At 76.4% G+C, this 3,564-nt stretch carries 2 protein-coding genes; both read right to left on the reverse strand.

All coding sequences use genetic code 11. From position 1 onward, the window contains the following. On the reverse strand, positions 1-3,024 hold a 3,024-nt coding region (gene dnaE, locus GTR02_RS20540; protein WP_205709722.1), incomplete at its 3' end, for a DNA polymerase III subunit alpha. A gap of 113 nt (positions 3,025-3,137) precedes the next feature. Continuing rightward, a partial coding sequence (locus GTR02_RS20545; protein ID WP_205709723.1) for an SAV_6107 family HEPN domain-containing protein occupies positions 3,138-3,564 on the reverse strand: 427 nt, incomplete at its 5' end.

Here is a 3,564-nt window from a genome sequence, read left to right on the forward strand (position 1 = left end):
CCTCCCGCCCGATCGCCGAGCGCGGTGCCACAGGTCGGCCAGGGAGCGGTAGGGCTGCCCCGCGACGATCCGGGCGACCTCCGCCTCGGAGATGCCCTTGACCTCCGCGAGCGACAACCGGATCCCGTACCCGGTGCCGTCGGCGATGCCCTCGCCCAGGCCGTCGGGGTTGCGGACGGCCTCGCCCACCTCCCACGGGTTCAGCAGCCCCTGGGTGGGACCGCGCCCGCCGTGCGGCCCGCGCCGGCCGTCCTCGCGGTCGTCGTGCTCCCGGTCGTCGTGCTCGCGGTCGTCGTGCTCGCGGTCGTCGTGCTCGCGGTCGTGGTCGTCGGCTCCGCCGTCGTCCGGGCCGTCCTCGTCGCCGGCCGGAGCGGGCGCGTCCAGGCGCTCGACGCGGTAGGTGTCGCCCGAGGCGTTGACGTCGAGCCCGAGCACGGCGATGCCGAGGTTGCGGGCGTCGTCGAGGATGAGCCGCTTGGGGTACATGCCCGGGTCGTGGGTGAGGACCCCCGCCAGGAACGCCGCCGGGTGGTGCGTCTTCAGCCAGGCGGACTGGTAGGTCGGCAGGGCGAACGCCGCGGCGTGGGCCTTGCAGAACCCGAACGAGGCGAACGCCTTGAGGACCTCCCAGATCCTGTCCACCGTCTGCTCGGGGTAGCCGTGCTCCAGCGCGCGCAGCTTGAACTGGGGTTCCATCTCGTCCTGGCCCGCGCGGGTCCCGAGGTGGCGGCGGTACTCGTCGGCCAGCGCGAGGTCGTGGCCGGTGGTGGCCTGGATGAGCTGGATGACCTGCTCGTGGAACACCACGACGCCGTAGGTCTGCTCCAGGACGTGGCGCAACCGGTCGTCGAGGTACTCCGGCGCGGACCAGCCCTGCCGCGCCCGCAGGAAGGGGTTCACCATGTCGGACTTCACGGGACCGGGCCGGAACAGCGAGATGTCGACGACGATGTCGGCGAACGTCGACGGCGCGAACTTGCCGACGAGCTCCCGCTGCCCGGGGGACTCGATCTGGAAGCAGCCCAGGGTGCGGGCGGACTGCACGAGCCGGTAGGTCGCGGGGTCGTCGAGCGGGACCCGGGAGCGGTCGTCGAGGTCGATCTCCTCGCCGTCGACGCGCGCGACCTCCTGGACCGCGTAGGCCATCGCGGACTGCATGCGGATCCCCAGGACGTCGAGCTTGAGCAGACCCATGTCCTCGACGTCGTCCTTGTCGAAGTGGCTCATGGGGAAACCCCACCAGCTGGCCTCGACGGGGGTGCGGCGCAGCAGCCCGGGGTTCGACAGCACCACGCCGCAGGGGTGCAGGGCGATGTGGCGGGGCAGGCCGTCCAGGCGCTCGACCAGGTCGAAGAGGACGTCGAGGCGCTGCTCACCCAGCCCGCTGCGGCGCAGCTCCGGGAGTTCCGCGATGGCGTTGCGGGCGTCGCGGGCCCGCAGGTGGGGGAACGCGGTGGCGATCGCGTCGACCTCGACGGGCGGCAGGCCCAGGGCGGCCCCCACGTCGCGCACCGCGTGCCGCACCCGGTAGGTGTCCATCATCGACACGCAGGTCACCCGGCGGCCGCCGAAGCGGTCGAGCACCGCCTCGTAGACCTCCTCGCGGCGGGCCGCCTCGACGTCGAGGTCGATGTCTGGCAGCTGCCCGCGCCGGGGGTTGAGGAACCGCTCCATCAGCAACCCGTGCTCGAGGGGTTCGACGCCGGAGATCCCCAGCAGGTGGTTGACGACGCTGCCCGCCCCCGAACCCCGGGCCGCGACCCGGACCCCGAGGTCGCGCGTGAGGTCGCAGACGTCGGCGACGGTGAGGAAGTAGGTGGCGAAACCCACCGACCGGATGATCGCGAGCTCCTCGTCCAGGCGCCGGCGCACGGCCGCCTCGTGCTTGACGCCGGCCCCCGGGTAGCAGCGGGAGACCCCGGCCTCGCTGCGGGCGCGCAGCACGGCGTCCGGGTCGTCACCGTCGGCCAGGCCGAGCGCGGCGTGGTCGGGCAGGTGGTGCAGCCCCATCCCGAGGTCGGCCCTCGGGTCCAGGCGGGCCCGGGCGGCGAGCTCCCGCGTCGCGGCGAGCAGGTCGCGGGCCGCGGCGGGGGCGTCCTGACCTCCCGCGGCGCGGGCCACGTCGGCCGCGGTGCGCACCATGTCCGCGGCGGGCAGCAGGTGGCCCTGCCCCGTCGTCCGGTCCAGGTGGCGGGTGTCCAGGGGGACGAGGCGGCGCACGGCGTCCAGCAGGTCGGCCGTGGCGGCGCCGTCGGGGTCGGCGTAGCGCACGGCACCGGTGAGCACGGCGGGCACGCCGGCCGCGCGGGCCAGGGCGAGCATCCTCCCCGCGTGCTCGACGCTCGCCGGGGTGTCCTGCGGGCCGTGGTGGCAGACGACCTCGAGGTGCAGCGCCCCCGGGGGCAGCGCCTGCTGCCAGCGGCGGAGCACCGCGGCGGCCAGGTCGTCGCGGCGGGCGAGGACGGCCCGCCCGACCTCCGAGGCGGGGCCCAGCAGCACCGCGAGCGCCGGGGCGCCGTCCGGGGCGGGGGCGTGCGCCGCGACGAGCTCGAGGGAGCTGACCGGCGTCCCTCGCTCCCCCGCGAGGTGGGTGGCGCTGACGAGCTCGCACAGCGCACCCCAGCCCTGGCCGGCGCCGGCGTCGCCGAGGGCCAGCACGGTGGCGCGCGGCAGGCGGGGGTCGACCGTGGCGCCGCCGCGGACGGGAGCGCGGCGACGGGCCGCGACGGAGGGGTCGGCCCACGCGGGCAGGCCCGCGACGAGGCCGGTGGGAGCGGTGGCGAGGTCCACCCCGAGCACGGGGGCGAGCCCGGTCTCCTGGCAGGCGCGGACGAACTTCACCGCGCCGTACAGGCCGTCGCGGTCGGTCAGCGCGAGGGAGGACATCCCCAGGTCGGCCGCGCGGGCGACGAGGGCCGCGGGGGTCGAGGCGCCGTAGCGCATCGAGTACCCGGAGGCGACGTGGAGGTGGGTGAAGTCGTGCGGGGCGAGCGAGCCGTGCGGCGGGGACTGCGGGTCGGACATGGTGGTGACGTCCTCTGTCGAACGCGCCCGGGGGAAGGACGGAGCGGCAGCGGTGCGGTGGTCGGGGCCGGCGGGGCCGGGGGGAGCCCGCAGGGCTCCGGGAGGTGGCCGGCTCAGCCGGCCACGGGCTGCAGGCGCGTCAGGCCGAGGGCCGACTCGACCACGTGGTGGAACTGCTCCGCCTCGTGCAGGAGGGCGTCCGCCCCGGCCAGGTCGACCAGGCCGGGGCGACCGGCCTCGACCGCGGCTCGGCGGGGGGCGGTGGCCGCGAACAGGGCCGCCCAGGGCTCCAGGTCGGGAGCCACGCGCGGCAGCATCTCCCACACGCTGCGGGGCCCGCCCCGGCGCGGTGAGGCCGGCCGCCCGCGCACGGCGACGACGGCGGCACCGGCCCGCAGCGCGGCGAGGTGGGCGTGGACGTAGCGCTCCCCCGCGTCGTCGCTGCCGAGCGCGGCGCGCAGCTCGGCGTCGGAGCGGTCGAGCAGGTCGAGGGCGGCGGAGGTGAGGGGGGCGCGGGTGTCGAGCGCGGTGGTCATCGGG

Origin of the sequence: Kineococcus siccus, assembly GCF_009906795.1 — a bacterium.
In the GTDB taxonomy this organism is placed as follows: Bacteria; Actinomycetota; Actinomycetes; order Actinomycetales; family Kineococcaceae; genus Kineococcus; species Kineococcus siccus.